The sequence below is a fragment of the Nocardia terpenica genome (genome assembly GCF_013186535.1).
Lineage (GTDB): Bacteria > Actinomycetota > Actinomycetes > Mycobacteriales > Mycobacteriaceae > Nocardia > Nocardia terpenica.
Genome location: NZ_JABMCZ010000002.1, coordinates 1,787,705 through 1,814,688 on the forward strand (window position 1 = coordinate 1,787,705; position 26,984 = coordinate 1,814,688).

20 protein-coding genes and 1 pseudogene are annotated in these 26,984 nt (G+C 70.4%); 10 read left to right on the forward strand and 11 right to left on the reverse strand.

The annotated features are described in order from the left end of the window. Nucleotides 1-117 precede the first annotated feature (117 nt). The 3 genes from HPY32_RS20085 to HPY32_RS20095 all read left to right on the forward strand — a co-directional run bounded on the left by HPY32_RS20085 (nt 118) and on the right by HPY32_RS20095 (nt 3,000). A complete protein-coding gene (locus HPY32_RS20085; RefSeq protein ID WP_067579036.1) occupies nt 118-1,950 on the forward strand; it encodes a phosphoenolpyruvate carboxykinase (GTP) in 1,833 nt (610 codons plus the stop codon). A gap of 361 nt (nt 1,951-2,311) precedes the next feature. Further along, nucleotides 2,312-2,527 (forward strand): hypothetical protein, encoded by a 216-nt coding sequence (locus HPY32_RS20090; RefSeq protein ID WP_067579034.1) that lies wholly within the window; start codon nt 2,312-2,314, stop codon nt 2,525-2,527. 173 nt (nt 2,528-2,700) lie between these two features. Continuing rightward, a complete protein-coding gene (locus HPY32_RS20095; protein WP_067579032.1) occupies nt 2,701-3,000 on the forward strand; it encodes a hypothetical protein in 300 nt (99 codons plus the stop codon). Between the two features lie 4 nt (nt 3,001-3,004). On the opposite strand, the gene HPY32_RS20100 is transcribed toward HPY32_RS20095, so the two are convergent. Next, nucleotides 3,005-3,781 (reverse strand): class I SAM-dependent methyltransferase, encoded by a 777-nt coding sequence (locus HPY32_RS20100; RefSeq protein WP_067579030.1) that lies wholly within the window; start codon nt 3,779-3,781, stop codon nt 3,005-3,007. A 113-nt stretch (nt 3,782-3,894) separates the two neighbouring features. Between HPY32_RS20100 and HPY32_RS20105 the strand changes: the two genes are divergently transcribed. Further along, the gene (locus HPY32_RS20105) at nt 3,895-5,085 is read left to right on the forward strand and encodes a glycosyltransferase family 4 protein (protein WP_067584660.1); all 1,191 of its coding nucleotides are present in this window, start codon (nt 3,895-3,897) and stop codon (nt 5,083-5,085) included. On the opposite strand, the pseudogene HPY32_RS46180 reads toward HPY32_RS20105, so the two are convergent. Further along, nucleotides 5,048-7,180: pseudogene (locus tag HPY32_RS46180) on the reverse strand (MmpA family trehalose lipid delivery protein); the annotation flags it as partial. The gene HPY32_RS20105 and the pseudogene HPY32_RS46180 sit on opposite strands and share 38 nt — an antisense overlap. A 119-nt stretch (nt 7,181-7,299) precedes the next feature. Between HPY32_RS46180 and HPY32_RS20115 the strand changes: the two are divergent. Next, nucleotides 7,300-8,535, forward strand: a complete 1,236-nt coding sequence (locus HPY32_RS20115) for a polysaccharide biosynthesis protein (protein WP_067579028.1) — start codon at nt 7,300-7,302, stop codon at nt 8,533-8,535. On the opposite strand, the gene pgfA is transcribed toward HPY32_RS20115, so the two are convergent. After that, a complete protein-coding gene (gene pgfA / locus HPY32_RS20120) occupies nt 8,519-9,655 on the reverse strand; it encodes a cell envelope lipid trafficking protein PgfA (protein WP_067579026.1) in 1,137 nt (378 codons plus the stop codon). The two genes, HPY32_RS20115 and pgfA, sit on opposite strands and share 17 nt — an antisense overlap. Before the next feature lie 176 nt (nt 9,656-9,831). Between pgfA and HPY32_RS20125 the strand changes: the two genes are divergently transcribed. Further along, nucleotides 9,832-10,956, forward strand: a complete 1,125-nt coding sequence (locus HPY32_RS20125; protein WP_067579024.1) for an acyltransferase family protein — start codon at nt 9,832-9,834, stop codon at nt 10,954-10,956. Here HPY32_RS20125 and HPY32_RS20130 read toward each other — a convergent pair. The 4 genes from HPY32_RS20130 to HPY32_RS20145 form a co-directional block, all read right to left on the reverse strand. Continuing rightward, entirely contained in the window at nt 10,877-15,262 is a 4,386-nt protein-coding gene (locus HPY32_RS20130; RefSeq protein ID WP_231951346.1) for an alpha-(1->3)-arabinofuranosyltransferase, read from the reverse strand. The two genes, HPY32_RS20125 and HPY32_RS20130, sit on opposite strands and share 80 nt — an antisense overlap. Then, nucleotides 15,243-15,413: a DUF2613 domain-containing protein gene (locus HPY32_RS20135; protein WP_082870657.1), complete on the reverse strand. Its 171-nt coding sequence runs from the start codon at nt 15,411-15,413 to the stop codon at nt 15,243-15,245. The genes HPY32_RS20130 and HPY32_RS20135 overlap by 20 nt, the downstream gene beginning before the upstream one ends. A gap of 496 nt (nt 15,414-15,909) precedes the next feature. Continuing rightward, nucleotides 15,910-17,022: an isochorismate synthase gene (locus tag HPY32_RS20140; protein ID WP_067579022.1), complete on the reverse strand. Its 1,113-nt coding sequence runs from the start codon at nt 17,020-17,022 to the stop codon at nt 15,910-15,912. 86 nt (nt 17,023-17,108) lie between these two features. Further along, nucleotides 17,109-17,594 (reverse strand): universal stress protein, encoded by a 486-nt coding sequence (locus tag HPY32_RS20145; RefSeq protein ID WP_067579020.1) that lies wholly within the window; start codon nt 17,592-17,594, stop codon nt 17,109-17,111. A gap of 286 nt (nt 17,595-17,880) precedes the next feature. Between HPY32_RS20145 and HPY32_RS20150 the strand changes: the two genes are divergently transcribed. Continuing rightward, the gene (locus tag HPY32_RS20150) at nt 17,881-18,342 is read left to right on the forward strand and encodes a hypothetical protein (RefSeq protein ID WP_156673941.1); all 462 of its coding nucleotides are present in this window, start codon (nt 17,881-17,883) and stop codon (nt 18,340-18,342) included. A gap of 5 nt (nt 18,343-18,347) precedes the next feature. Then, nucleotides 18,348-19,682 carry an ADP-ribosylglycohydrolase family protein gene (locus HPY32_RS20155; RefSeq protein WP_082871078.1) on the forward strand — a complete coding sequence of 445 codons (1,335 nt, stop codon included), beginning with the start codon at nt 18,348-18,350 and terminating at the stop codon, nt 19,680-19,682. A gap of 94 nt (nt 19,683-19,776) precedes the next feature. Here the strand turns inward: HPY32_RS20155 and HPY32_RS20160 are convergent, their stop codons facing one another. Next, nucleotides 19,777-21,114: an acetyl-CoA C-acetyltransferase gene (locus tag HPY32_RS20160; protein ID WP_067579016.1), complete on the reverse strand. Its 1,338-nt coding sequence runs from the start codon at nt 21,112-21,114 to the stop codon at nt 19,777-19,779. A 183-nt stretch (nt 21,115-21,297) separates the two neighbouring features. On the opposite strand from HPY32_RS20160, the gene HPY32_RS20165 reads away from it, so the two are divergent. Further along, the gene (locus tag HPY32_RS20165; RefSeq protein WP_067579014.1) at nt 21,298-22,659 is read left to right on the forward strand and encodes a 3-oxoacyl-ACP reductase; all 1,362 of its coding nucleotides are present in this window, start codon (nt 21,298-21,300) and stop codon (nt 22,657-22,659) included. Nucleotides 22,660-22,666: 7 nt separating this feature from the next. Continuing rightward, nucleotides 22,667-23,536, forward strand: a complete 870-nt coding sequence (locus HPY32_RS20170) for a MaoC family dehydratase (protein WP_067579013.1) — start codon at nt 22,667-22,669, stop codon at nt 23,534-23,536. Between the two features lie 124 nt (nt 23,537-23,660). On the opposite strand, the gene HPY32_RS20175 is transcribed toward HPY32_RS20170, so the two are convergent. The 3 genes from HPY32_RS20175 to gnd form a co-directional block, all read right to left on the reverse strand. Further along, complete coding sequence (locus tag HPY32_RS20175; RefSeq protein ID WP_067579011.1) at nt 23,661-24,260, reverse strand: TetR/AcrR family transcriptional regulator; 600 nt, start codon at nt 24,258-24,260, stop codon at nt 23,661-23,663. A gap of 105 nt (nt 24,261-24,365) precedes the next feature. Next, complete coding sequence (locus tag HPY32_RS20180; protein WP_067579009.1) at nt 24,366-25,529, reverse strand: glycoside hydrolase family 3 N-terminal domain-containing protein; 1,164 nt, start codon at nt 25,527-25,529, stop codon at nt 24,366-24,368. A gap of 234 nt (nt 25,530-25,763) precedes the next feature. Then, nucleotides 25,764-26,792 (reverse strand): phosphogluconate dehydrogenase (NAD(+)-dependent, decarboxylating), encoded by a 1,029-nt coding sequence (gene gnd / locus HPY32_RS20185; RefSeq protein WP_067579008.1) that lies wholly within the window; start codon nt 26,790-26,792, stop codon nt 25,764-25,766. Between the last annotated feature and the right edge of the window lie 192 nt (nt 26,793-26,984).

Genomic DNA, 26,984 nt, shown 5'->3' on the forward strand with positions numbered 1-26,984 from the left:
GCGTGCTTTTCGACAAGCGAGCGGCCGCCCACCGCCAATGGTGGCCTCCCGGTGTCATGAGCTGGGCCCACGCCCATCTCCTAATACCCGAAGCCACCCACTCTCAGGAGAGTTTTCATGACCTCAGCGACCATTCCTGGTCTTCACGGATCCGATGGCACCGCACCGATCGAGCACGCAGGACTGCTCGCCTGGGTACGGGAGGTCGCAGAACTCACTCAGCCGGACCGCGTGATCTGGGCGGACGGTTCCGACGAGGAATGGGACCGGCTGACCACGCAGCTGGTCGAGGCGGGCACCTTCACCAAGCTCAACGACGCCAAGAAGCCCAACTCCTTCCTGGCGCTGTCGGATCCCTCCGATGTGGCGCGCGTGGAGTCGCGCACGTTCATCTGCTCGCGCGACGAGGCCGACGCGGGCCCGACCAACAATTGGGTCGACCCGGCCGAGATGCGCAAGACCATGTCCGAGCTGTACCGCGGTTCGATGAAGGGCCGCACCATGTATGTGGTGCCGTTCTGCATGGGCCCGCTGGGCGCCGCCGACCCCAAGCTCGGTGTGGAGCTCACCGATTCGGAGTACGTGGTGGTCTCCATGCGCGTGATGACCCGCATGGGCAAGCCCGCGCTGGAGAAGCTGGGCGCGGACCGCCCGTTCGTGAAGTGTCTGCACTCGGTGGGCGCGCCGCTGGAGCCGGGCCAGGCCGATGTGCCGTGGCCGTGCAACGACACCAAGTACATCACCCACTTCCCCGAGGATCGCGAGATCTGGAGCTACGGTTCGGGTTACGGCGGCAACGCGCTGCTGGGCAAGAAGTGCTACTCGCTACGCATCGCCTCGGCCATGGCCCACGACGAGGGCTGGCTGGCCGAGCACATGCTGATCCTCAAGCTGATCTCCCCGGAGAACAAGAACTACTACATCGCCGCCGCCTTCCCGAGCGCCTGCGGCAAGACCAATCTCGCGATGATCCAGCCGACCGTGCCGGGCTGGCGCGCGGAGACCCTCGGCGACGACATCGCCTGGATGCGTTTCGGCGAGGACGGCCGCCTGTACGCGGTCAACCCGGAGTTCGGTTTCTTCGGCGTCGCGCCGGGCACCAACCACAGCTCCAACCCGAACGCCATGGCCACCATGGAGGCGGGAAACACCGTCTACACCAACGTCGCCCGCACCGACGACAACGACGTGTGGTGGGAGGGCCTGGAGGGCGAACCCGACCACCTGGTCGACTGGAAGGGCAACGACTGGTACTTCCGGGAGACCGAAACCCTGGCCGCGCACCCGAATTCGCGCTACTGCACCCCGATGTCGCAGTGCCCGATCCTCGCGCCCGAGTGGGAGGACCCGCAGGGCGTGCCGATCTCGGCCATCCTGTTCGGCGGCCGCCGCAAGACGACGGTGCCGCTGGTGACCGAGTCCTTCGACTGGCAGCACGGCGTTTTCATGGGTGCGACGTTGTCGTCGGAGCAGACCGCCGCGGCCGAGGGCAAGGTCGGCACCGTGCGCCGCGACCCGATGGCCATGCTGCCGTTCATGGGTTACCACGTCGGCGACTACCTGGGCCACTGGATCAATGTCGGCAAGAACGCCGACTCGGGCAAGCTGCCGAAGATCTTCTACGTCAACTGGTTCCGCCGCGGCGCCGACGGCCGCTTCCTGTGGCCCGGATTCGGCGAGAACTCCCGCGTGCTGGAGTGGATCGTCAACCGCATCGAGGGCCGGGCCGAGGCCGTCGAGACCGCGATCGGCAATGTCCCCACCGCCGCGCACCTCGACCTCGACGGCCTGGACGTCCGCACCGCCGATGTGGACGAGGCCCTGAAGGTCGACGCCGCCGAGTGGCGCCGCGAGATCCCCCTCATCGAGGAGTGGTTCGAGTTCATCGGCGACAAGCTCCCCTCCGGCGTCCGCGACGAATTCGAGGCTTTGAAGCAGCGCCTCGGCTAGCCCGCCCGAATCTCCCCCGCCCGCACCGTTTTCGAAACGGTGCGGGCGGTTTCTTTTCCGGTGCAAGAGATTTCATCCTGACCCCGCCCACCGCAATCCTGGCCTGTCGCCGCCGGTGCCGTACTGTTACCCCATCAAGCTCGGACCCCCGTCGGGCTGTACTTCGTGCACATCTTTGTCCGTTGTGCGGAGTTCGCCGCCCGGGGTGTCCTATTCTGAGTGTGTTCTACGTCTCATGACCGACCAGTTCGATTTGCGGAGCAGTTGCTGATCGGCTGAAATGATTGCTCCACCGTTGCCAGCGGATTCGAGCCGGTCCGCTGCCGGTCGGGCCGATTGTGTGAGAGGTGGGTGGTTCGGGATGTCCGACCAGGAGCTCGACACCGTCGGTGTCCGCCCTGTTCTCCCGGAGATAGCCGATATCGGGCCGAATGCCGCAAGTACCCCGCTGAGGCGGGCTGCGGTGCGGTTGCAGGCGGCCCTGCCGCCCGGCTGGGAGGTCGATATCGTCGACGTTCCCCGGCGGCCCGGCCAGGTGCCCGGCCCGCTGCTGCGGGTGCGGATGCCGGAGGTCTGAAACACCACATCCATCACGGAGCTACCGCCAGACATCACTGGTCTCGAAACCCTACCTGCCGGTTCGCTTTTCAGAGAACGCACTATTGCGTTCCGAGGGGGCGCGGAGCATGCTTAGAGCAATCTGCTTTGCCCGCTCGATTTTTCAGATGCAATCGCAGGGGAGTCAGAGTCATGGCGGTGCAAGTGGTCGGCCGATCGTTGATGACCAGCGATCAGACCCCACATCAAGCGAAATCCGTTGGTACCGGCGGGTGGGTCGTCTCCTTCCTGCCCGGCCGTACCCTCACGCTCGAACAGGCGGCCGCGGCATTGCAGGCCGCCGAGGCGGTGGCGGCGGTGCGGGCCCTGGCCGATCGGGTCGGGCTCACACCGCTCGAGACCATCGGCCTGGCCATGCAGGAACCACCCTGGGACGAGCCCCCGCACCGGGGCCTGCTGCGGTGCTGGCGCCGCGGACAGCTGGATCGCTGACCGCTCACCGCTTCGCGGCCACCACCACCAGATTGCTCACCAGCAGCTCCCGCAGGCCCGGCACCCGCACCAGCCACCAGGCCCAGCGCGGGTGATAGCGCGGAAACGTGGCGAGAATCCGGGCATCGGCCCGCTCGGCCCACCGCATTCCGTCGGCCGCGCGCACCGCGAACAGCGATGTCCCGAAGCGATTCTTCGGTTCCCGGCCGGTCCGGCGGCGATAGCGGCGCGCGGCGTACTCCCCGCCCAGGTAGTGCCAGGGCCCGGTCTCGTGCCCGCCGAACGGGCCCAGCCACACGGTGTACGAAAGGATCATCAGCCCACCGGGTTTGGTGACGCGCAGCATCTCCTCGGCCATCCGCCACGGATGCGGCACGTGTTCGGCCACATTGGACGAGATGCAGACGTCCACGGCGGCGTCCCGGAACGGCAGCGCCATGCCGGAGCCGCGGACCGCGCCCGGCACGCTCAGCCCGGCGGCGTGCATCTCCGTCGGATCCGGTTCGACCGGCAGGTAGCGCGCGCCGAGCGCGGCGAATTCGTCGGCGAAGTACCCGGGCCCGCCGCCCACGTCCAGCACGATCGCGCCGGTCAGGTCGCGGCCGGTGCGATCGCGGTAGAAGTCGGCGACGAGGTCGGCGGTGTCGGCGGCGATGCCGCCGTAGAACAGGGCCGGATCGGTCTGTTCGAAGCGGAAGCTGCCGAGCAGGCGCAGGGATCGGCGCAGGGTGGCCCGGTGCGCGAAGCGGGGACGCGGTCCGGTTCCGTCGGATCGAAGCATGGCGCGTGTAGTTTCGCACACGCCCGCTAGGGTGGAGCCCACTGTCAGACATCCGTCCGAGTACGACCTGGAGAAGCGCTGTGCCCGATCTCGGCCCCCGCGAGCCCGCCGCGGTGCGCGAGGTGCTGCTGCTCTGCTGGCGCGATACCGGGCATCCGCAGGGCGGCGGCAGCGAACGCTATCTGGAACAGGTCGGCGCGGAGCTGGCCGCGCGCGGGGTACGGGTGACCCTGCGGACCGCGCGCTACCCCGGGGCCGCCGCCCGCGAACGGATCGACGGCATCGAGATCAGCCGCGCCGGGGGCCGGTTCACGGTGTACCCGCGCGCCCTGGCGGCGATCGTGCTCGGGCGGCTCGGGTTCGGGCCGCTGCGCGGGCTGCGACCGGATGCGGTGATCGACACCCAGAACGGCATTCCGTTCTTCGCGCGCGCCGCGACCCGGGCGCCCGCGATCGTGCTCGTGCATCACGGGCACCGCGAGCAGTGGCCGGTGGCGGGCCGCCTGGTCGGGCGGATCGGCTGGTGGATCGAGTCGCGGGTGTCGCCGCGGGTGCATCGGCGCAATCAGTACCTGACGGTGTCGCTGCCCTCGGCCGAGGAACTGGCCACGCTCGGGGTGGATCGATCGCGAATCGCGGTGGTGCGCAACGGGGCCGAGCCGATTCCCGGGCCGGCGCCCACCGGGGCCGCGGCCACCCGCTCCGCGCATCCGAGCATCGTGGTGCTGTCCCGGCTGGTGCCGCACAAGCAGATCGAGGACGCGCTGGCGGTGACGGCCGGGCTGCGCCACCGGATTCCGGGCCTGCGGCTGGATGTGATCGGCGACGGCTGGTGGGCCGACAATCTGAAATCCCGTGCGCGCGAACTGGATATCGCCGATGCCGTCACCTTCCACGGCCATGTCGGCGAGGCCCGCAAGCACGAACTGCTGTCTCGCGCCTGGGTGCACGTGCTGCCCTCCCGCAAGGAAGGCTGGGGTCTGGCGGTGATCGAGGCCGCCCAGCACGGCGTCCCGACCGTCGGCTACCGCGGTTCCCGCGGCCTCACCGACTCCATCGTCGACGGCGTCACCGGTGTGCTGGTGGACGATTCGGCGCAGCTCACCGAGGCGGTGGGCGACCTGCTCACCGCCCCCGGGGCCCGCACGGTCATGGGGGAGAAGGCCCGCGCCCGCGCCCGCGAATTCTCCTGGGAGCAGACGGCGAACGGGGTGTACGAGGTGCTGTCGGCCGCCCGGCGCGGGGAGTTCGTCTCGGGGCTGGTCGCGGTTCGCTCGGACGCCGAGGTCGTGTCGCGCGGCTGACGAGGCAGGCGAGCGGACCGGCCACCACGAGCAGGGCCCAGATGCCGTGGGCCGCAAGGGTGATGGCGCGGCGGGCGGCGTGGTCGGCGGCGCGCAGGTCCCGCCCGCCGGGAACCCGGTAGAGCGTCAGATCGGTATCGGAGTACACCGGATCCAGTTGGGCGAGCGTGGTTTCCGACCGCCCCAGCGGACCGGGCGTGGTGCGTTCGACCACGACCCAGCCGACGCCGTGGTCGGCGAGGCCGGTGGCGGGCCCGCCGCGCAGCAGCAGCCGTTCCACCGCGCGGGCGCGGCCGCCCTCCCCGGCGACCGTGCGGCCGCGCACCGGCAGCTCACCGGTCTGGAGCACATCCCGGGGGAGGAGCCGGGGCGCGGGATCGAGCACCGGGACCCGCCCGGAGTACGGGAAGATTCGGAACATGCCGCCGGGAAGCACGGCGATATCTCCCGGGCCGTCGATGCGGGCGGCGACCCGCTGCCAGCCCGGGGGATAGTGGACCGGGCGCAGCGCACCGCCCACGCCCCAGGTCAGATCCGGTAGCACCACGATCGGCAGCAGTGCGAAAAGCATTGCGATCAAAGGAATCCCGACCGGCTCCTCGACCCACCGCCGACTCGCGCGCGCGAGCACCCGGCACCCGCCCGCCGCGCACAGCGCATACGCGGGCACGGCCAGCGCCACATACTTCTGTGTATCCCGGAACAACCCGGCCCCGGGCACCCGCGCAACCAGGAACTCACCGACCTGCACCCCCCACCCCGTAGCCCCGAGCGCAGGCAGCACAATGACCACCCCCGCGAGCCCGACCAACACCCGCCGGGTGCGCCGCGCACTCCCCGCACCCGACACCACCGCCCGCGCCCCCGCCACGACCATGAGCAACAGCACCCCGGTCGCCACAGCCGCGAAAACCGTTGTCCGAGAGCCGGGTACCGCATCCCCGTTCCATATCCCCCCCAACCCCGCCAAGCTCCCCAGCGTCCCCAACCCCGGCTCCGCCCGAGCCGCAAACGCCGCAATCCCCGCCCGATCCGACGGCTCCACCCCGGCCCCCGACACCACGGTAGCCACCAACCACGGCGCCGACGCGAAACACCAAAGAACCACCGCACCAACAAGATTCCGCCGCCCCACCACCAGCAGCGCCACACACCCCGCCAACAGCGACCCGGTAGGCGTCAACCCCGCACCCGCGAGACACCCACCCAACACCAGCCATTCGCGCACCGCCCCAACCCCAGCGCCCCGACCGCCCTCATCGCGCTCCCCACCCCCGGCATGAGCCGAACCCCCGAAGCCACCGACGCCCACCGGCCCCGCACCACCAAAACCCTTCCGCACCACCAGCTCTCGCGAACCACCCGCCGCCAACCCCCCTCCCGGGCCACCGCTCCCCCCATCGCCGTGAGAACGCCCCGCCTGCCCACCGCCGCGCGCACCGACGATCGATTCGCTGCCGTGCACACCAGTGCTCGACCCATCGCTGCACCGCTCGCCGGTCGTCTCGATGCCCCGTGAGTCGGCGATCGGTTCGGTGTCGTGCGTATCGGTGGTTGGCCCATTGACGTGTGGGTTGCCGGTTGGGGTGGTGCTTGGCTTCGGGCTGCGGGAATGGCGTGGTCGGGTTCGTATTCGGTGGGCGGCCAAGGCTGTCCACGGGAGGGCTGCGTAGCCGGTGAGTAGGCTCCAGTGGCCTTGGAGCAGGCGCTCGGCGATGTAGGGGTTCCACAGGGTGATGGTTGTGGCTACCAGTTGGGGGGCGAGGGAAAGGGACAGGAGTCGGCGGGTGAGGACTGCCGCGCCCCAGCCTGCGGACCAGAGGGCAAGCAGCAGAATCGCCTTCACGGCGAGGCCGCCGTCGAGGATGGGTGACAGGACGGCCAGCAGGCCGTCCTGCGGTACCGCGCGGGGGGCGGCGTCGCCCAGGCCGAGGGCGGAGTCGGTGAGGTAGGAGCGGGGGGTGCTCACGGCGTCGCGGAGCAGGAGGTATCCGGGGGCCAGCAGGGGGCCGGTGATGATCGTGGCGAGCAGCAGGCTGTAGGCCGCGGGGACCGCCCGCGGCCACAGGCGATTCGCGCGTCGGCCGGTGATCACGCTTCGCCACCCTACGGGCCGGGACGGGCGCGGGACCGAACGGATGGGAGCATGACGGGGTGTCTGCCTCACGTCGTCTGCCCGTCGTCGCGGATCTGACGCTGGTCACGGCGGGGGCGATGACGGCGAATATCGCCGGGTACCTGTTGCAGATGCTGGCCGGGCGCTGGCTCGGCGTCGGTGGATACAGCGAATTCGCCAGCCTGCTGGCGATGCAACTGCTGTGCGCGGTCCCCGCGCTGGCCCTGCAGAACGTGATGGCGCGCGAGCTGGTGCGCGGGGCGTCGGTCGCGGCGGTGCGGCGGCTGGAGCTGCGCTGCGCGGCCATCGTCGCGGTGGTCGCGGCTGTCCTGATTCCCGTGGTGAGCGCCGTGCTGCACGTGGGCGCGGTCGCGGCGGCGGGCGCGCTGGTCGCGGCCCCGGCGCTGGTGCTGGTGTCCGGCGAGCAGGGCGTCATTCAGGGCCACCACCGATTCCGTTCGCTGGCAATGATTCTGGGTGCGACCGGCATCGCCCGGGTGACGCCCGCCCTGATCACCCTGGCCCTCGGCGGCTCCGCGGCGCTCGCGCTCTGGACCGCCGCGGCGGGCCTGGCGCTCGCCGCGGGTCTCGCCTACGGCGTCGCATCGCGACCGGCGGCAGGCGAGGATTCGCGACGAGGCATCCGAATGTTTCGGGCATGGCCGCGATCTCGCCATGTGCACCGGGAAGCCGAGCACGGCCGCGCGACCGTGGGCGTGCTGCCGGTGCTGCGCGCGGCGCAGGTGCAGGCGGCGCTGATGGCCATGTCCTCGGCGGATCTCATCGTGGCGCGCATCGTGCTGGATCAGGCCGACGCCAGCCGGTACGCGCTCGGCGCGATCGCGACGAAGATCGCGTTCTGGCTGCCGCAGGCCGTAGGCGTGGTGCTGTATCCCCGGATGGCGCAACCACAGTCGTCGGCGCGGGCGGTGCGCGATGCGCTCGGCGTGCTGTCGGCGGTGGGCGTGGTGGCCGTGGTCGGTGCGGCGCTGTGCGCCCCGCTGGCGCCGCTGCTGGCCGGGGGCGACTACGCGCCGATCGAGGGCCTGCTCTGGGTGTTCGCCCTGGACGGGGCGCTGCTGGCGCTGCTGCAGGGCGCCCTGCTGTCGGCGATCGCGGCCGACCGCACCGCACCCGCGGCCATCACCTGGGTGGGCCTGGCCGCCGAGGTGCTCGTCATACTGCTGGTCGGGCGCTCGGTGCCGACACTGATCGGAATCGCCACCGCCACAGCGGCGGTCGTGACGGCGATGATCATCGGGAAAACGACGGTGGCTCCCCACCGGCACGGCGGGGAGCCACTCGGGGCGCGAAACCCTATGGGCGCTTGGTGATATCGATCTGCTGGGTCGGCGCGTCGTCGGCAAGGTCGGCGCCCTGTCGGCCGGACGGCTTCTTCGGGCGCTGAACCAGGCGGCCCGGCTTGCCCTGCGCACCGCCCAGCAGGCCCAGCACCAGCCCGACGATCAGCGCGATCACGCCGACGACGCCGAGCACGATGGGCAGGATCCGGCCGTACAGCGACAGCTTGTCCATGTTCTGCTTGGCCACCGAGATCTGCGAGTTCACGGTGTTGTCGTCGAAGACCAGCGTGGTCTGCAGCGCCGTGACCTCCGGCTTGTCGGCCGCGCGCGCGTAGTAGATGTGCAGCAGCTCGGAGCCCTTGATGATGGTGCCGGTCTGCGGCTCCACCCACACGTCGCGGGTGTTGGTGTAGAAGCGGTCCATCGTCACATCGGACTTACCGCCCTCGACGCCCCACTTGTCCGCGGGGAAGGTGAGCTTGTTGGTCGGGGAGTTGGACACCTTGGCCAGATCGGTCGCCGGGACCTTCTGCTGGAAGTGGTAGACCTTCAGATCGTTGATCTCGGACTCGTCGACGAACTGCATATCCGAGGACTTGCGCACATTGATGTCGAAGTACGGGTAGTTCTTCTTCTCGGTGCCGATCGGGAATCGGTACTGCAGGCCGGTGTGCTGCACCGGATCCGCGACCGACTCGCCCTTGGTGTTGACCGTGACCGCGACCGACCCGTTCGGATCGGAATCGACCGGCATGCCGCTGTGGCGATCGATGGTGACCCGGTCCACCGTCGCCGTCAGCAGGCCGGTGTCGCCCTGCTTATCGATCCGGCGCAGCGTCTGCCCGGCCTGGATGGTCATCTCGGTCTTGTCGGAGGGGTCCTCGATGGTGAGGAAGCGTTGCGACACCAGCGGCACCTTGGCGTCCACCTTCGCCGGTCCCGACCCCGACAGCAGCGACTTCGAGTCCAGCACCTCGCTCGGGGCGTCTTGGCGATTCGTTGCGACGGTGGTGATTTCGAGGTCGAGGGGAGTCTTGGCCAGCTGGCTCATGGCGTAGGTGGGGATCATCAGTGCCGCGACGATCAGCAGCGTCCCGAGACCCACGAGCACGCAGGCCACCGTCCTCTTGGTTCCGGCACCGAGTGCCATGCAAACTCTCCTCGTCGTCGAACAGGTCTCCCGAGTGACCGCTGCGGCCACGGCGCAGCGCTCGTGAGCCCCGACACTAACAGTCCGAACGGTAGGACTGCCGAGCTGAGGCCGGAAACATCCCGAATTCGACCGCGAATCCCGAGGCCCGTCGTGGCACGGCAGACTGGACCGCGATGACCGCGACCGTCCCCGCATCCGCCCCGGCCCGCCCGCGCGCGGCCGCACCCCGGGCGTTCGTCCCGGCGCTGGAGGGCATGCGCGGGCTCGCCGCCCTCGGTGTGGTGGTGACCCACGTGGCCTTTCAAACCGGCGCCACGAGTGTGCCGGTGCTGGGCCGGGTCTGGGAGCGGTTCGACATGGCGGTGGCGGTGTTCTTCGGGCTGTCCGGATTTCTGCTGTGGCGGCCGCACGCCGCGGCGGCCCGGACGGCCGGGGCGGCGCAGCCGGCGGGCCGCTACCTGCTGCATCGCGCCGCCCGCATCCTGCCCGCCTACTGGGCGGTGGTGTGCGCGGTGCTGATCCTGCTGCCGTCGGCGGCGCAGTCGGCGGGGCGGCGGGTGTGGGTGTCGAATCTGGCGCTGCTGCAGGTGTTCGTGCCGCTCACCCTGACCGACGGGCTGACCCAGATGTGGAGCCTGTCGGTGGAGGTGGCCTTCTATCTGGTGCTGCCGCTGCTGGCGTCGGCGCTGCGCGGCACGGCGGCGCGCTGGCGGGCGCCCGCGGTGCTGGCGCTGGGCGTGCTGAGCCTGGGCTGGAACTTCCTGCCGGTGCCGACCCCGGCCGCGATCCATGCCGACAACTGGCTGCCCGGCTATCTGCCGTGGTTCGTGGCGGGCATGCTGCTCGCCGAGCTGGTGGAGACGCCCGCGCCGCGCCGGATCCTCGGAAACCGCTGGGCCATGGGGTCACTGGCGCTGATCGCGTTCCTGCTGTCGGCCACCGACCTGGCCGGTCCCGCCGGGCTGACCCACGGCGCGCCCTGGCAGTACGCGATGAAGATGGGGCTGGGCGCGCTGCTCGGCTTCGGCCTGCTGGCGCCGCTGGTGCTCGGCGACGGGACGCACCGCTGGCTGGAGAGCCGGGTCGCGGCGACGGTCGGCCGGTGGTCCTACGGCATTTTCCTCTGGCATCTGGCGGTGCTGGCCGTGGTGTTCCCGATCTTCGGCATCATCCCGTTTCGCGGGATGTTCCTGCACGTGCTGCTGCTGACGATCGTCTTCACCGTCCCGCTCGCCGCCGCCAGCTACGCCCTGATCGAAGAGCCGGTGCGGCACTGGGTCCGGCGTCGCTTCGGCTGACGTCCCGGTCGGGCAGCGCGGCGATACCGACGGCGATCACGGCCAGCAGCGCCGGGAACTGGGTCCACAGCGAGCCGCCCATATATCCGTCGGGCGAACGCCAGGGACCGGTGGAGAGGGCGGCCGCCGACAGCGCGGTGCCGAGACCGGCGACGGCGACCAGCGCGCGCGGGGTGATCCGTGGCGCGAATCGTTCGGCCGCGAAACCGGCTGCGGTGCAGGCGAATCCGACCGGTCCGGAGATCAGCAGTGCGGCGGCCGCCAGACCGAACATGGCGGGTATGCGGGCGTTCCAGGTGTGCGGGGGCGAATCATCCTGTACGCCAACGTCGATCGGAGCCGTTCCGACAGGCGTCGGGTCGGGGCGCGGCGGCGCGGCGTCTCGCGCACGTCGCCACCGACGCGGTATCGGAATCGCCAGTGCGAGTAGCGGAATCAGCAGGAGCAGGCCGCCGAAGATGGCGAGCCGATACCAGCGATCGGGGGGGAATTCGATGGTGACCGGCCCGTGCGCATCGGCCGGAAGCACCCAGCCCTGCTCCCAGCCGTCGACGACGATCGGCGCGAGGGCGTGCCCGTCCGCGGTATGCGCGCGCCAGCCCGCATTCGTGCTCAACGGCAGGACCAGCAGCCGGGTCCCGGGCGGGGCCGATATCGGTTGGGGCGCGGCATCGGTGCGGTCGAGCCGCAACTCGTCGACCGTGAAGAGTTCGGTCGGGGTGACGGTGACATCCACCCGCCCGCTCGGCAGCGGCACCGGCCCGGTGTCCGCGTCGTCGCGCGCCTCGTCGGACGCACCCGGCGGGGCCACCCGATCCACTCCGCACACATGGGCGGAAACCGGTGCGCCGGTGCGCAATTCGTCGGCCGTGGCGGTCACCGTGGTATGCACGACCCGACCGGCCAGCGCGATCGTGGGGCCGTGCGCGCAGTCGACGGTGACCGGCCGGTCCGGGGCGGCGGGCGGCGGATAATCGGGCCCGAGCACGCTCACCTCGGCCAGCCCGGGCGGTTGCTGCTGGGCGAAGCCGAGGGCGGTGCGATCCAGCACGGCCCGCCAGCTATCGATGCTCACCTCGATCCGGTCGGTCACCCGCGGATGCAGCGGGAGCCGGACCGGCGTGCCCGGCTCGGCGTCCGGGTCCAGCTCCCGAACCTGCGGCCCGTCACCGAGATTCACCGCCACCGCGGTCGGCCGCGCCGGGAGATCACCCTTGGGCGGCGTCACCTCCAGCCCGGTGACCAGCTCGGGCCGGGGCAGTTCGATGGTGAGCGTCGGCTTCGGCCCGGCGGGATTGCGCACGGTGTCCTCCGGCGCGATCCAGCTGGTGCGGGGGTCCCCGTCGGTGGCGGCGAAGGCCGACCCGCGCAGATCGCCGACATCGGCCTTGCCGCGGGCGATCGGCCGATCGGGGTCGGTGAGCAGCGCCTCCAGCGCGGGTCCCGGCCGGGTGCGCAGGATCAGATCCGGGGCGACGGCCATCGGCTCCGGTACGGACAGGGTGCGCTCGAACGCGCCCGTCTCCTCCGCGGGCAGGCCCAGCCCCTTGCTACAGCGCACCCGGTCGGGCGCGTCGAAACAGCCGCTGCGGCCGGGGAATTCCTGCCCGAGGTCCCAGCCCCGCACCCGCGCACCGGCCGGTGGCGGCGGCAGCACGGTGCGGTGCCGGATGTCCACCCGCCGCGGCGCGTCCCGATCCGCGTAGTCGTCGAGGGTCAGCTCGCTGATGCCGAATTGTCCACCGGCGCTGCCGCCCTCGGTGCGGGTGGCGGTGATGGTGAGCCAATCGGTCCGCCCCGGCGGCAGCGAGATCGATACCGGCGCACCGGGTTCGCCGATGCGCGCGGCGACGGTGCCGTTGCGGGTGCGCACCTCCAGCCACTTGACCGGGTCGCCCAGCGCGGCCGGGCTGGTCGTCACGCGCAGCAGCCCCGCCTGCACCGGGCGGTCCAGATCGAGCCGAAGCCACTGTCCGACGGCGTGTTCGGCGCTGTTGCTCAGCCAGGCGGTGCTGGGATCGCCGTCCACGACGGCCGCCGTCGAACTGCCGGGCGCGGTGCCGCCCAGCTGGGTGGCGTCGGCGGCGGAGCTGGAGGCGGTGATGGTCGCGCCCGACCACTCGCCCTCCACCGGCGGTGTTCCCGCGACGGCGTAGTCCGGCACCAGATTGTGGGTGCGCCGGGCGTCGGTCGGGGCGCGCAGCGCCGAACTGTGGTCGTCCACCTTGCCGAAATCCGTCTCGCGGTCCATCGGCGTATCGGTGACGGTCATCGACCCGGCCGCCACTCCCGCCCGGGCGGCATCCGCGGCCAGCAGCATCGGGCCGTCGCCGCGATCGGTGCGCCGCACTCGTTCCAGCACCTCGGGACCGCCCGCCACCACCGGCACCGAATCCATCGGCACCGTGTACGCGCCCGGGAATGATCCGGGAGCGCCGGGGCCGCTGTGGGTTTCGGCGGGTGTGCCGGGGCGGGGCAGCCGCACCCGGTAGATCTCGATCGCCGGGTAGGCCGGGCGCAGATCGCCGTCGACCACCAGCCCGGACGCATGGCCGATCGCGATCGGGTTGCCGAATTCGGCGACCTTCGCGATGCCGGGCGAGCCCTCGATCGCTTGGTGCGCCAGCAGCGGCCGGGCCGACCGGGAGGTATCGGGGTCGAGATCGTTGCGCAGCACCAGGATTCCGATGCCCTGATCGATCAGCGTCGGCGCCAGCCCGGCCGAGGGCCGCCCGTCGGCGATGAGCCGCTGCACCGAATCCATGGCCCGGATCGCGCCCGGCGGTGTCAGCGGCACCGCGTCGCGCACCGCCCACGGCGTGCGGGCCAGCGCCTGCAGCGGCTCGTCCCGGGTGAGTCCCCAGATCTGACTGCCGAACGGGGCGCCGGGCACCACCAGCGCCCGGGTGTCGGCGGCATTGCGCGCCAACCAGTCCGCGGTCTGCTGCCAGTAGGCGGGAACGCGGTCGTAGGCGCCGCGCGGCGCCAGCTTGCTGGTCCAGGCCAGCGAGGTGGACAGCGCCAGCGCGGTCAGCACCAGCGCGGCGACGGCCACCATCCGGTCGCGTTCGGGATGGGCGAAGGCCCGCCGCCACACCGGCATCGGCGCCGAGGCGGGCAGCGGCACCCGGCCCAGCAGATGGGCCAGGCCCAGCACCAGCGGCAGCCGGATCAGCGGCTCCAGCTTGTGCACATTGCGCAGCGGCGCCCCGGCCGAATCCAGGAAGACCCGGATCGGCTCGGCGAACGGCCCGCCCAGGTCCCCGGCGTAGCCCGCGCAGATGCCGACCAGCCCGACGATCAGGATCAGCGCGAACCGGCCGCGGTCCGGCATGGATTTCCGTGCGAGCCCGGCCATTCCGGCGGCCGCGAGCAGACCCGTGGCCAGCACCGCCGCGGGCTGGGTCACCAGCACCGCGCCCGCGATGCGCTCCGGCGAGACGAACGGGGTCCAGCTGTCGGTGCCGCGCAGCACCTCACCCAGCGACGCCCACTGCGTGGTGACGCCGGAGGATTCGATGTAGTCCAGGAACGGCGGACTCACCCTGCCCAGCAGCAGCAGCGGCACCACCCACCACAGCGTGGCGAGCAGCAGCAGCGGAATCCACGCCCGGGTGAAGCGCCACCAGCGCCGGTTCGGCCGATACGACGCCCACCACAGCGCGGCGGGCAGGAACGCGGCGGCCGTCGCCACGGCGTTCACCGCGCCCATCAGCGCCAGCGCCAGCGCGCTGCCCGCGGGCGAATTCGCGCCGCGGCGACGCACCCCGGCGACGGTCCCGAGGGCCGCGGGCGCGAGCAATACCCAGGGCGCCAACATCATCGGCAGCGTCTCCGACGAGATCGAGCCGAGCGTGGTCAGCACCCGCGGGGACAGCGCGAAGGCCAGCGCCGCCACCACCCGGGAGCCGCGCGTCCCGATGCCGAGCGTCTCGCACAGCCGCACGATCCCCCAGAACCCGGCCAGGATCAGCAGCGCCCACCAGACGCGCTGGGTCACCCACGCGGGCAGCCCGAGCACGTGCCCGAGCGAAAAGAACGCGCCGTGCGGGAAGAAATAGCCGTAGGCCTGGTTCTGCACCTGCCCCATCGGGGCCTGGCTGCTCCACAGGTGCGCGGCGCGTTCCAGAAAGCCCAGCGGATTCTGGGCCAGATCGTATTTGGTGTCGGCGACCGTGCGGCCGGGTGCCTGCAGAAAGGTCAGCAGGAACGCCGCGACGACGCTCCCGGCGAGCCAGCGCCGCCCCAGCGGCGCGGTGGATAGGGGTGGGTCGGCGCTCGGCGACTCAGCGAGCGCCGTACTCAACGTTGTTGAGCAGCGACGAGGACTGATTGCCGCTGCGATCGACCTCGGGCCGCGAAGTCTGCTGCGCCGCCATCGTGACCACGAACACCGCCACCACCCCGAGCACTGCCCCAGCGACGGCGCTAGCCACACCCGGCACAGCAAACTTCATCGCGAACTCCCATACATCGTCGGCGCAGTCCTGTTCCGAGCCAACCTACAACATGCACCTGTGCCCGGCCTCGCCGTCAGGCCCTTCGCATGTTCCCGGCCGTACTCCCTCATGGTCCTGGCGTGTACTTCGTCGTGGTCCTGGCGTGTACTTCGTCGTGGTCCTGGCACCTACCCCGTCGTGGTCCCGGCGTGTACCCCGTCGTGGTCCTGGCGTGTACCCCGTTGTGGTCCTGGCGTGTACTTCATCGTGGTCCTGGCGTGTACCCCGTTGTGGTCCTGGCGCGTACCCCGTCATGGTCCCGGCACCTACTCCGTCATGATCCCGGCACGCTTTTGGCCGGGATCACCGCTCCGGAACCCGGCACCGCAGCTCGCCCAGCAGCGTGCGCAGTTTCGCCGTGGTTCTGGCGTGTACTTCGTCGTGGTCCCGGCACCTACCCCGTCATGGTCCCGGCACCTACTCCGTCATGATCCCGGCACGCTTTTGGCCGGGATCACCGCTCCGGAACCCGGCACCGCAGCCCGCCCAGCAGCGTGCGCAGTTTCGCCGTGGTCTCGTCCAGTTCCGTGTCCGGGTCGGAGGCCGCGACGATGCCGCCGCCGGCGAAGGCGCGCACCGTGTGTCCGTCGGCGGACAGTTCGGCGCAGCGGATCGCCACCACCCATTCGCCGTCGCCGCGGGCGTCACACCAGCCGACCGCGCCGCCGTAGAAGCCGCGGTCCTCTTCCAACTCGACGATGGCCTCGAGGGCCAGATCGGTGGGGGTGCCGCAGACCGCGGGCGTCGGATGCAGCAGCAGCGCCAGGTCCAGGGCGGTGGTGCCGGGATCGCGCAGCCGCCCGCGGATCGGGGTGGCCAGGTGCCAGACCTCGGCGGTGTGCAGCAATTCCGGGCCGTCGGGAATGACGAGTTCGCGGCATACCGGCCCGAGCCGCTCGCGGATCCAGTCGATGACGAAGGCGTGCTCGTCGCGATTCTTGGTGCTGCCCAGCAGTTCCCGCGAGCGCTCCCGATCGATGGCGGGGTCGGCGTGCCGGGGCGCGGTGCCCGCCAGCGGATGCAGGGTCACGGTGTCGCCGTACCGGGCGACCAGCACCTCCGGGGTGGCGCCGACCAGCGTCGCGCCGGGCCGCCCGGCCGGGGTGAGGTCCACGGCGAACACATTGGCCCGCGGGTGGCGGGCGAGCAGGTGCGCGGCGACCACCGCCGGGTCCAGCGGCGCGTCCGCCTCGGCCAGCAGCGATCGGGCCGCCACCACCTTCCGCAGCGGCTGCGCCGGATCCGACAGCTGCTCCACCAGTTTCGTCACCCGCGCGACATGCTCTGCGGCACTGGGGATCTCGGTGACAACCTGGACCGCCGGGAGCTCGGGCAGCGCGGCCGGTCGCCACGGGCCCGCGGTGCGCTCCGCCCGCTCGGGCTCGCACAGGGCGGCGGGCCGCCGCGGATCGAACGCCAGCGCCCCGACCACCAGGTCCGCGCCGTCGCGGAGCGCCGCGACCGCGCGCTCCGGGTCGTCGAACACGCGTCGGCTGCCGCTCGTCCGGACCACACCATCGGGTTGTGCGAGCAGAAAGCCGTCCCTGGTTCCCCGAAAGCCGTCCATAGTTCCCCGACGATAGTCCGGGGCCACGGACGCGGTGGCCCGGTAGCGATCGATGTCTCAGTGTGTTCGGCGGCACGTGCCGCGGGCTAACGCGTTCCGTCCGGATGCTTGCCCGGCGGCACCAGCAGAATCGGCCGATGACAGTGTTTGAGTACCGCCTCGGCGACGCTCGAATGCATCAGCGCCCGAATACCGGTGGCGCCCCGGGTGCCCGCCACGATGATGTCCACATCGAGCTCGTCGGCGACATCGACGATGGCATTCCAAATGGTCGAGGTGCATTCGGCAGTGCGCGCCTCGGCGTTGAGACCGGAGAGTTTGGCCAGCCGCACGCCCTCGGCATTGATCTGCTTGGCATCGACGAAGGCGATGTCCTCGAGCTCCTCGTCGGGCAGCCATTCCGGCTGCATCACTCCCGACATTCCCGACAGTCGGGCGGCCTGGCGCACCATCGGCTCCCACGCGGTCAACACCACCGCCCGGGTGGCCGACAAAAACCGCCCCGCGTATTCCACGGCCCGTTTCGCGTTCTCGGAACCGTCGTAGGCAATGAGCATCAGGTCGCACGGCATGACGAACCTCCCAGGGTTCCGGTGCCTCGGCTACGCTCCAGAGAGTACCCGGACAACCGGCCCACATCCGGTAATGCCGACCCCGCCGTTCGGGTGGAAATATGGACGGTCGCTCAATTCAACTTCGGACTACGGTACGGCCGGTCGGTATGTGAGCCGAGCACGCGCTCTTTCTCGTTAATTCGCTAACGATTCACCCGAAAGCTTCGGCCGGACTTGCCGTTCGGGGCTTCACTTGGCATTACCCGGCAGTGCAAAGATCCGGCGCCGGGACAGAAGGAGCCGAGTGGGGTTTTGGATCGTGCGAGTGGAAGAAATTGTCACGCCCCAGGATTGGGCGGAAGCCTATCGGTCGCTGTTCGGATTGCCGCGCGTGCACGTCACCTCCCCTGGATTCGTGGTGCTGCCGCTGGTCGATTCCATCGCCGCGGTGAACACGCCGGAAGCGTTGGGCGCGTTGATACTCGACGAGCTCACCGCGCGCGGCATCGCCGGGCCGGTGCTGGTGCGCGAACGACCGGCGCGCCGGACGTTCCTCGCGGTCTTCGATGGGTACCCCTGTCTGGAAGCCATCGTCCGACTGGAGCGTCACGGCGTGGATATCGGCCCGCATCGCAGCAACGTCATACTGCCCACCGGTCTCGGCCGGTGCACCCATGAGGGCCGCTGGTGGGCCCGGGCGCCACAGCGCGACGAATCGCTACCGCTGCTGTCCGAGGTCGTCGGGGCGGTCATCAGCATCCTGTGAACACCATGGAACCCATCGAATCGGCCTACTTCGGCCATCCCGAGGGTGACCCGCGCGCCCTGCTCTACTTCGAGTGGCTGCAGTGCCGCGAATCCGGGCACCTCGTGGAGGATTTCGCCGAGGAAGTGCACGATCTCACGCACACCGACGTGCCCAATGCCGCCGCGTGCCTGCGCCTGCTCGACCGCGTCGAGACCACCCCGCGCGACCCGGCCTGGCCCTACGACGAGTCCGGCCCGGCTCCCGCGCTACACATCCCACCACCCCCGGAGCCGCCGACCCGGCTCTACGACCGCATCCTCGGCGGTTGGCTGGGCCGCTGCGTCGGCTGCACCCTGGGCAAGCCGCTGGAGAACGGATTCCTGTGGACGCCACCGCGGATTCGCGCCTACCTCGAGCGCTGCGACGCCTATCCGCTCGCCGACTACATCCCGGTGCTCAGCCCGATGCCGGAAGGCTATCGGCTGCAGGGCAACTGGCCCGAATCCACCCGCGGCCACATCGACGGCGTCCCGCGCGACGACGATCTCGACTTCACCGTGCTAGGCCTGCACCTGCTGGAGCGGCACGGCATCGGATTCGTGCCCGCGGACGTGGCCGCCGAATGGCTGGAGCGCCTGCCCTTCCTGCAGACCTACACCGCCGAGCGGGTGGCCTACCGCAACCTGATCGACGATCTGCAACCCCCGGCGACCGCGCACTACCGCAACCCGTACCGGGAGTGGATCGGCGCGATGGCCCGGGCCGACATCTACGGCTACGTCTGCCCCGGCGACCCGGCCACCGCCGCCGCCCTGGCCCTGCGCGACGCCTCGGTCTCGCATACCGCCAACGGCGCCTGGGCCGCGGCCTGGGCCGCCGCGCTGGTGGCCGCCGCGTTCACCGCCGGGGACGCGCTGTCCGCGATCACCGTTGCGCAGCAGGCGATCCCGGAACACTCGCGGCTCGCCGTGGCCCTGACCCAGGTCCTGCACGACCACCGCCGCGGGCTCGGCTGGGAGCAGGCGGTGGCGGCCGTGCACGCCCGCCACGAGCACTACAGCTGGGCGCACGCCATCGGCAACGCCTGCCTGGTGGCGACCGGGCTGCTGTGGGGCGGCGGCGATTTCACCACCATCGTCGGCAATACCGTGCAGAGCGGCTGGGACACCGACTCGATCGGCGCCACGGCCGGTTCGGTCGCCGGAGTCCTGCTCGGCGCCAACGCCATTCCGCCCCACTGGACCGCCCCCCTGCACGATCACCTGCACACCGCCGTCTCCGGCTCCGACGGCATCCGCATCTCCGCCCTGGCCCGCCGCACCTTCGACCTGGCCCGCCAGCATGTCTTGAGCCGGTGAGGGAAGGCCCCAGCCAAAAGCACGCCGGGGCCGACGGATTTGCCAGCATGCCGGGGCGACGGATTCGTCGGCACGCTGGCCGACGGATTCGTCGTCAGCGCTCCAGGATGGCGACTACGCCCTGGCCGCCTGCGGCGCAGATGGAGATGAGGGCGCGGCCGGAGCCCTTGTCCGCCAGTTGCTTGGCGGCCTGGGCGATGATGCGGCCGCCGGTTGCGGCGAAGGGGTGGCCCGCGGCCAGCGAGGAGCCGTTGACATTGAGCTTGCTGCGGTCGATCGAGCCGAGGGCGCCATCCAGGCCCAGGCGCTCCTTGCAGTACTGGTCGGACTCCCAGCCCTGCAGGGTCGCGAGCACCACCGACGCGAACGCCTCGTGGATCTCGTAGAAGTCGAAATCCTGTAGCTTCAGGCCGTTTCGGGCCAGCAGCCGCGGCACCGCGTAGGTCGGCGCCATCAGCAGGCCGTCCGGGCCCCACACGTAGTCGACCGCGGCGACCTCGCTGTCGACCAGGTAGGCCAGCGGCTTCAGATTGTGCTCGGCCGCCCACTCGTCGCTGGACAGCAGCACCGCGGAGGCGCCGTCGGTGAGCGGGGTGGAGTTGCCCGCGGTCATGGTCGCGTCGCCGAGCTTGGAGCCGAAGACCGGCTTCAGCGTGGCCAGCTTCTCCAGCGTGGAGCCCGGGCGCAGGTTGTCGTCGCGGGTCAGGCCGAGGAACGGCGTCACCAGGTCGTCGAAGAAGCCGCGGTCGTAGGCGGCGGCCATGTTCCGGTGCGACAGGTAGGCCAGCTCGTCCTGCGCCTCGCGGGTGATGCCGAATTCCTTGGCGGTGATGGCCGCGTGCTCGCCCATCGACAACCCGGTGCGCGGCTCGGCATTGCGCGGGATCTCGATGCCCACCATGCTCGGCCGCAGCCGCCCGACCAGCTTCACGTAATCGGCGTTCTTGCGGGCGCGATTGGCGTCGAGCATCCACTCGCGCATCGACTCGCTGACCCCGATCGGCGCGTCGGAGGTGGTGTCGGTGCCACCGCCGACGCCGGCCTCGATGCGGCCCAGGGTGATCGCGTCCCCGACGGTGACGATCGACTGCAGGCCCGTGCCGCAGGCCAGCTGCAGGTCGTGCGCGGGAGTGTAGGGCGACAGCTCGCTGCCCAGCACGCTCTCGCGGATCATGCCGTGCTCGCCGACGCGCTTGAGCACCGCGCCGCCGACCACCATGCCCAGCCGCTCGCCCTGCAGGCCGAACCGGCTGATCAGCCCGTTCAGCGCGGCGGTGAACATATCCTGGTTGGAGGCATGCGCGTAGCGACCGTCGGAGCGAGCGAACGGAATTCGATTACCGCCCAGAATCGCGACCGGGCGGGTCTGCTTGGTGTGCTTGGCCGCGCTGGTGGCGGCACCGGCCTTCGCCGAACGGGCTTTGGTTGTCACTCGAGTCTCCACTGTCTCGTCGGGAATGTTCGGCGCTCGGGGCGTTGCCGAAATTTCGACACCGCACCGATGCCCTTCGCTGTCGGTTTACATTAAACTTACTCTGGAGTAAGTTCATTGTCGACACCGGACACCCGCGATTGTGGGCGAGTACCTATACGAGACAAGGAAAAGGTAGGAACAGTGGCAGCCAGCAAGAGCAAGGGCGCTCCCAACCTCTACGGATCGTTCGTCAACTCGGCTCCCGGTAACTTCCTCGCGAGCAAACTGGGCCTACCGAAGCCGGAGCCGCTGCGCCGCTACCGGCCCGGCGAGCCGGCGCTGCCCGGCCCGGTGCTGCTGGGCGGCAAGGGCCGCGTGGCCGATGCGGTGCGAAACCTGCTGTCGGACTACACCTTCGTCGATTCGCTGGCGCCCGGGGTCAAGTTCGGCGCGCTGGTGTTCGACGCCACCGGCCTGGCCACGGTCGAGGACCTGGCCCAGCTCTACGAGTTCTACCAGCCGGCCATGCGCTCCATCGCGCCGTCGGGTCGCATCCTGGTCGTCGGCACCACCCCGGAGCTGGCCGCGAGCGTCGACGCGCAGATCGCGCAGCGCGCGCTGGAGGGCTTCACCCGCAGCGTCGGCAAGGAGCTGCTGCGCGGGGCCACCGCCAACCTGGTCTACCTGCACCCGGAGGCCGCCACCGCCGCCACCGGTCTGGAGTCCACGCTGCGGTTCGTGCTGTCGGGCAAGTCGGCATTCGTCGACGGCCAGGTCTTCCGGGTCGGCAAGGACGACACCGCCGCCGCCGGAATCGATTGGGACAAGCCGCTGGACGGCAAGGTCGCCATCGTCACGGGCGCGGCGCGCGGCATCGGCGCGACCATCGCCGAGGTCTTCGCCCGCGACGGCGCGAAGGTCATCGTCGCCGACATTCCCGCCGCCGGGGAGGCGCTGTCGGAGACGGCCAACAAGGTGGGCGGCGTGGCCATCGCGGTCGACGTCACCGCCCCCGACGCCGCCGACAAGCTGGCCGAGTTCGCCACCGAGCGGTTCGGCGGCCTGGACATCATCGTGCACAACGCGGGCATCACCCGCGACAAGCTGCTCGCCAACATGGACGACGGCCGCTGGAACTCCGTACTCAACGTCAATCTCGCCGCGCCGCACCGGATTACGGAGCAGCTGGTGGCCAAGGGCGCGCTGAAGCAGGGCGGCCGGGTGATCGACGTGTCCTCCATCGCGGGCATCGCGGGCAACCGCGGCCAGACCAACTACGGCGCCTCCAAGGCCGGTGTCATCGGCATGGTGAACGCCGAGGCGCCGAAGCTCGCCGAGAAGGGCGTCACCATCAACGCGGTCGCGCCGGGCTTCATCGAGACCGCCATGACCGCCGCCATCCCGCTGGGCACCCGCGAGGCGGGCCGGCTCATGAGCTCGCTGTCGCAGGGCGGTCAGACCGTCGACGTCGCCGAGACCATCGCCTACTTCGCCAGCCCGGCGTCGAACGCGGTGAGCGGCAACGTCGTTCGCGTCTGCGGCCAGAGCCTCATCGGCGCCTGATCGGAGCATGATGACCCAGAACATCACCCTCGCCGAGGTACCCGGCACCGGCAATCTGTACCTGAAGGCCGCACTGGGATCCGTTCCGCTGCCGCTGGTTTCGGCGCGCAAGTCCGAAATCCCGGACCGCGCGGTGTCTTTGGACGGCCTGACGATCGATATCGACCATCTGGCCGCCTACTGCCACGCCACCGGTCTGCGCTTCGGCGACTCGCTGCCGCTGACCTACCCGTTCGTGCTCACCTTCCCCCTGGTGATGCAGCTGGTGGTCGCCCGCGACTTCCCGTTCACCGCGGTGGGCGCGGTGCACGCGGAGAACCTCATCGAGCGCACCCGCGAGATCTCGGTGAGCGAGCCGCTGGACCTGCACGCCCACATCGAGAATCTGCGCGAGCACCCGAAGGGCCTGCTGGTCGACGCGATCAGCGAGGTGCGCGTCGGGCGCGAGCTGGTGTGGCGGCAGGTCACCACCTTCCTGCACCAGCAGCGGACCTCGCTGTCGGGCGGGCCGAAGCCGGAACCCAAGCCGGACGAGGTGCCCCCGCCGCCGCTGCGCACGCTGCGGGTCGACCAGGCGCAGATCCACCGCTACGCGGCCGCGTCCGGGGACCGCAACCCGATCCACATGTCGGCGTTGAGCGCCAAGGCATTCGGCTTCCCGCGCGCCATCGCACACGGAATGTGGTCCGCCGCAGCCATTCTCGGCGCCATCGAGGGCCGGATCCACGCCGCCGCCAGCTACGCGGTGAAATTCGGCAAGCCGATCCTGCTGCCCGCCACGGTCAACGTCTACGCCGACCACGCCGACGGCGGCTGGGACCTCGCCCTCAAACACCCCAAGAAGGGCTACCCCCACCTCACCGCGACACTGCGCTGAGCCCGGCGGCTGGCCGGAACCCGAAGAGGCCCATGTCTTTCGGCCAGCCCTCCGATTTCCCTGTGATCCCGGTCGCGCCTCCTCCCTGTGATCCCGGCGTGCTTTTGGCCGGGATCACAGGGCCCTATTCCGTCTTCTTCCGCCCCGCCAACCCACTCCACGCCAGATCATCCAGCAGGTTCACCGCCTGGGCGACATCCACCTCGCCGCTGGCGATCCGGTCGGCAATGGCCTCGCCCGCGCCGATGACCGCGACGGCCACGATGTCGAAGTTGGTGCCGGGCTGGGCGTATTTGGCGCTGGACTCGAGCAGCTTGGCGGTCAGCTCGATGACCCGCTCCCGGCTGTTGGCGATCTCGGAGGCGAACGGCTGCTGCCCCAGCGCCTGCCGGTAGAGCACCTGCCAGGACAGCCGGTGGTTGTCCACGTAGGACAGGAATGCCTCCAGACCCGCCCGTAACTGCTCGTGCGGGGTCAGCTTGGGGTTGCCCGCGACCGCGACCGCCTCGACGAATCGGACGCTCTCGCGCTGGATGCAGGCGCGAAACAACTCGTCCTTGGAGCCGTAGTACAGGTACAGCATCGGCTTGGAGATCTTGGCCTCCGCGGCGATGGCATCCATCGAGGTGTCGTGATAACCCTTGCGCGAGAACACCTCGACGGCGGCGTCCAGCATCTGCTGCTCACGAACCGCCCGAGGAAGCCGCTTCGTCCCGCCTGCCATCCACTCTCCTAGCCCATATGCGAAATCCTTATCTTACTCCAAGGTAAGTTCCCTGCGGTCCAATTGCCGATGATTCGCCGAACCGATATTGCCCGGCTGGGGCGCTCAGCAGGGGAGCGGAATGCCCTTGAAACGGGCCATCCGCAGCACCGACCGATCGACCTGCGGCATCGGCAGCTTCCCCGTGGCAACCTCCTGTTCCAGCCGGTCCAGCACCTTCGACACCGCGGTGGTGCTGATCCACAGCGCATTGTCGGCCCCGGCCTCCAGCGCTGCGGCGACCGCGTCCTCGATGCCCATCCGACTGGTGATCGCGGCCATGCCGCTCAGGTCGTCGGTGAAGATCGGCCCGTCGAACGGCGCGGCGCCGTAGCCGCTGCCCTGCCGCAGCAGGGCCATGGCCTGCGGGCTGATGCTCGCCGGGGTGTCCGGCGTGGTCAGCCCCGGCACGTCGAGGTGGCCGACCATCACCGCGGCCCCCGAGCCGACCAGATTGCGGAACGGCACCAGATCCACCTGCTGCAACTGGTCCAGCGGCGGGGTGCGCACCGCGCCTTTGTGCGAGTCGCCGGAGCCGTGGCCGTGCCCCGGGAAGTGCTTGATCACCGCGCCCAGCCCGGCATCGTGCAGGGCCTTGACGAAGGTTCCGGCGTAGTCGGTCACCACCCGCGGATCGTCGGAGAACGACCGATCGCCGATGACGGCATCGTCGGGCTCGTCGCTGACATCGGCGTCCGGGGCGAAGTCGACGGTGATGCCGAGGTCCTTCATGGCCCCGGCGCGGGCGAGGCTCTGCCGGTAGAACTCGCCGGTGGACATGCTCTGCGCGGCGCTGCGGGCCGAGGGGGCCTCGCCGATGAGGTTGCGCAGCCGCGAGACCCGCCCGCCCTCCTCGTCGATGGTCACCATGAGCGGCGCCCGCGCGGCCTGCTTCACCCGATCGATCTGCTTGTCGGCCAGCAATGCCGGTTCGGTCCAGCTACCGACGAAGATCCCGCCCACCTGCTCGGTGCGAACCACATCCTCCGCATCGGCCGCACTCGCCACCCCAACGGTCAGCAACTGCGCCAACTTCTGCCGAGTGGTGAACTGCGCCAAATACCCCGCGGCGCAATCCTGCTGCGCCGCAGTACTACTCGCCGACGCAGCGGTACTCCGCGAAGTACCCGCCGCCGTGCTCGTCGATGTACCGGAGCTCCCACCCCCACCGGAACAAGCCGACAACCCCACCGCCACCACAGCGAGAACGATCCCCGGAACTCTACGCATGGATCCCGACCGTAGCCCCTCCCACCCCCAACAAGAAACAAAGGGCGGCGAGCAACCCACCGCCCTCCGTCATCCCGACCTACACCACACCATCATCCCGGCCAGCGCCACACCATCGTTCCGGCCTGTGGCACGCCGCCGTTCCGGCGTGCGCTACATCGTCGTCCCGGCGTGCGTTGCACCCGTCATCCCGGCCAGCGCTACACCGTGATCCCGGCATGCTTTTGGCCGGGATCACTTCCCCGGCAGCTCGTTGTGGCCGCCGAAGGCCTTGCGCATGGCGGAGAGGACCTTGTCGGCGTAGAGGGCCTCGCCGCGCGAGGAGAAGCGCTGGTACAGCGCGGCCGACAGGACCGGTGCGGGCACGCCCTCGTCGATGGCGGCGTGGATGGTCCAGCGGCCCTCGCCCGAGTCCGAGACCCGGCCGCCGAAGCTGGACAGCTCCGGGTCGGCGTGCAGCGCGGCCGCGGTCAGATCCAGCAGCCAGGACGCGACCACCGAGCCGCGCCGCCACACCTCGGTGACCTCCGGCACGTCGATGTCGTACTGGTAGTACTCCGGGTTCTCCAGCGGGGTCACCTCGGCGGAGTGCTCGTCGTCGAGGTGCTTGCCGATGTTGGCCTTCGCGAGGATGTTCATGCCCTCGGCGTAGGCGGCCATCGCGCCGTACTCGATGCCGTTGTGCACCATCTTCACGAAGTGCCCGGCGCCCGCGGGGCCGCAGTGCAGGTAGCCCTGCTCCGACGGCGACGGCTCACCGGTGCGGCCGGGGGTGCGCTCGGCGGCGTCCACACCCGGCGCGATCGACCGCAGCAGCGGCTCGATGTGCGCCACGGTCTCCTTCTCGCCGCCCACCATCAGGCAGTAGCCGCGCTCCAGGCCCCACACGCCGCCGGAGGTGCCGATGTCCAGGTAGTGAATGCCCTTGGGGGCCAGCGCCTTCGCGCGCTTGACGTCCTCATGGTAGCGGCTGTTGCCGCCGTCGATGATGATGTCGCCCGGCTCCAGCAGTTCGGCCACCTCGTCGATGACGGCGCCGGTCGCGCCCGCCGGGATCATCACCCACACGATGCGCGGCGTCTCCAACTGCGCCACAAAGCTCTTGTAATCGGTGGCGCCCGAGAAACCGTCACCGAGTTCCTCGGTGAACTCCTTGATCTGCTCCTCGTGCCGCGAGTAGCCGACCGCGGTGTGCCCGTCGCGAACGATGCGCCGCACGATATTGGCGCCCATCCGGCCGAGCCCGATCATTCCCAGCTGCATGTACTCATCTCCTCGAGTCGTCCGAGCTCCGGCAGTCCGAGCTCTGCATGGCAGTCCTCCACGATTGTCCTCGTCCGGTTCGCCCGAGAATTTCCGAGGTGCGTCTGCGAGAGGTGTGTAACACCGGAACGCCCGCGCCGATAATCAGATCGGCTCCGTGCAGTTGCCAGACCCCCGACCCGGCAACCGCAC